The organism is Caballeronia arationis (assembly GCF_001544975.2).
GTDB lineage: Bacteria > Pseudomonadota > Gammaproteobacteria > Burkholderiales > Burkholderiaceae > Caballeronia > Caballeronia arationis.
In genome coordinates this window covers 1-1896 of record NZ_FCOG02000386.1, presented here as the reverse complement: position 1 = coordinate 1896, position 1896 = coordinate 1, and the positions used below count along the sequence as shown (strand labels likewise).

Genomic DNA, 1896 nt, shown 5'->3' with positions numbered 1-1896 from the left:
GGTGTGCTCATCGGCGCTTCTCACTCCCAGAAGATAGGCCCATTTCATATTGAAACTGGGAGTTTCGCAACTGCTTATCTGCACCTATCCGCACGCTGCGCTTGGCTTCGCGCGATTCTGCAAGACCGACTAAATAACACCCCGTTATCCAGCTCAGTTAGATTTGCCGAGGGGAGCGTGTTGCCATCCGTTAAGGGACGGATTCGATATATGGATTCCCCTACAAGATTCGTCTGGATGTATTGATGGTAGTCTCGGCGCGCTCTGTCAATATTATCCAAAGTCGAGAGCTGCTGGGGTATCACCTCATCTCGTTGGTAAGGCCGACGGCGAGCCACGAGCGTCCTTATCGCACGGACGACGGCGATCCGGTTCTCAAGACCGATGGTCGAGCCGAAGTGGCATGATCTAACGACTGTATGCAGACAAGTGACCTGAAATTGGTTGCGATTCCGGCCGCATGACAAACCCAATGCCATGCCGAATTGAGACCTCTTCGCATCAAGGAGACACTCACGCTAAGTCCCCACGAATTCACTACTTTGCTCTTCGTCAAGGAGGCTCCCGCTCAGATCGAAGTGGATCGCGATGAGCTTCACACCCTGCTTGAGAGCCAGCTAGTGACAGTAGATCTGCTGGCGTCAGGACACCGACGACCCGGTATCACACCGTACGGCCACGCCATGCTGCAAGCTGTCTTGCATATTCACTGACTGAGTGCTTCGCCTGGCAGGCGCGAGAAGGCAGGGCTGACGGGACTCACAGGAAGTCATCTCGGCAAATGGCTACGCGCGGTCGGCGACCGCTAACTGAATTCGGCGATGGAGGCTGAAATGATCGAATCGTGGATCGGGGTTGTGATCGGCACGGTCGGCTTGGTGATTGCGGCGACCGCAGTGGTCGGCCAGTATCGCTGCGAACATCGTCGCGCGGAGTTGCTCAGGAATCTGGACCACTACGACTGGTGCCGCTGGACCCAATCGCGACGCTGACGAATTTGCGGACGACGAAGCAGCGAAACGTTGTTCCGCGCCTACCAGTTCTCGTGACCTTAGATTGCGGGTTGTCACGCGAATCTGGATGGTGGATGAAAGAAAAAAAGCCTGAGGGAGCCAAGATGCTTACGTCCCACCACCATGCACAGAAGGAATTGGATCATATCAAGAGCATTATTTCCCATTTGGAGTATCAGCGGCCGGACCATGAGATCGCAACGACCAGTGCAGTGGCGCAGGTGAACTACTGGCGGACGCGCATCTGTGCTGGTGGCGCTTACCGACACGCCAAGTCGCATCGCGGAGCAGGGCGTGGCCCTTCTAGCCAGATTGGATCGCATCAACGCTGCGCCGCGTAGCGGGGCCGGACAGGACCGAGGATAAGCGCACCCCCGCAACCTTCCGAAGTTGTTTTCAGACGACCTTGAGTACAACAGCAGAAAACCGTATTTGTAAGCTCGATTTCCGGGTTCGGCCAGGAAGAGACGGTCAATGGGTTATTGCGAAGGGCCGATGATTGTTGAGTTAGCGGCCGTTCGATAATTCGGCGACGGAGCGGTCAACCGGCGGGGATGTTCCGATCAATTACCGCAAACTGCCGAATCAGGACAATGCTGGCTCTACCCTGCGGAGCGTCACCGGATCCAGTTGCGGGTCTCCGTCTTTTGAGGTGACGTCACCGGCGTGCTGCTTTGACTAATGAAGCGGTTCTAATCGGCACGATAACCTTGCGTCGGCCCGGTTGCCGAGCAAAGCGGCCAGGGCTGTGTCATTTACCTGCCGGCGCGATGTCAGCCGGTTTGTCGTTCTTCCGCGGCGCTACTCGCCATACAGCGTTGCCGACGTCGTCAGCCACGAGCAAGGCCCCATGCGCGTCCAGTGCGACGCCAACGGGTCGACC

2 protein-coding genes and 1 pseudogene are annotated in these 1896 nt (G+C 57.0%); 2 read left to right on the top strand and 1 reads right to left on the bottom strand.

The window, feature by feature from the left end:
* Window positions 1-833 precede the first annotated feature (833 nt).
* Together AWB81_RS46680 and AWB81_RS45535 are read left to right on the top strand one after the other, a co-directional pair.
* On the top strand, window positions 834-992 hold the full coding sequence (locus AWB81_RS46680; RefSeq protein ID WP_200822643.1) for a hypothetical protein: 159 nt from the start codon (window positions 834-836) through the stop codon (window positions 990-992).
* 95 nt (window positions 993-1087) lie between these two features.
* Window positions 1088-1354, top strand: a complete 267-nt coding sequence (locus AWB81_RS45535) for a hypothetical protein (protein ID WP_144444379.1) — start codon at window positions 1088-1090, stop codon at window positions 1352-1354.
* A 410-nt stretch (window positions 1355-1764) separates the two neighbouring features.
* Here the strand turns inward: AWB81_RS45535 and AWB81_RS48085 are convergent.
* Window positions 1765-1896, bottom strand: a pseudogene (locus tag AWB81_RS48085) (sorbosone dehydrogenase family protein); the annotation flags it as partial.

Bases quoted from the DNA above. Each gene is read 5' to 3' on its own strand.
- AWB81_RS46680 (WP_200822643.1), top strand. From the start codon at position 834: ATGATCGAATCGTGGATCGGGGTTGTGATCGGCACGGTCGGCTTGGTG.
- AWB81_RS45535 (WP_144444379.1), top strand. From the start codon at position 1,088: ATGAAAGAAAAAAAGCCTGAGGGAGCCAAGATGCTTACGTCCCACCAC.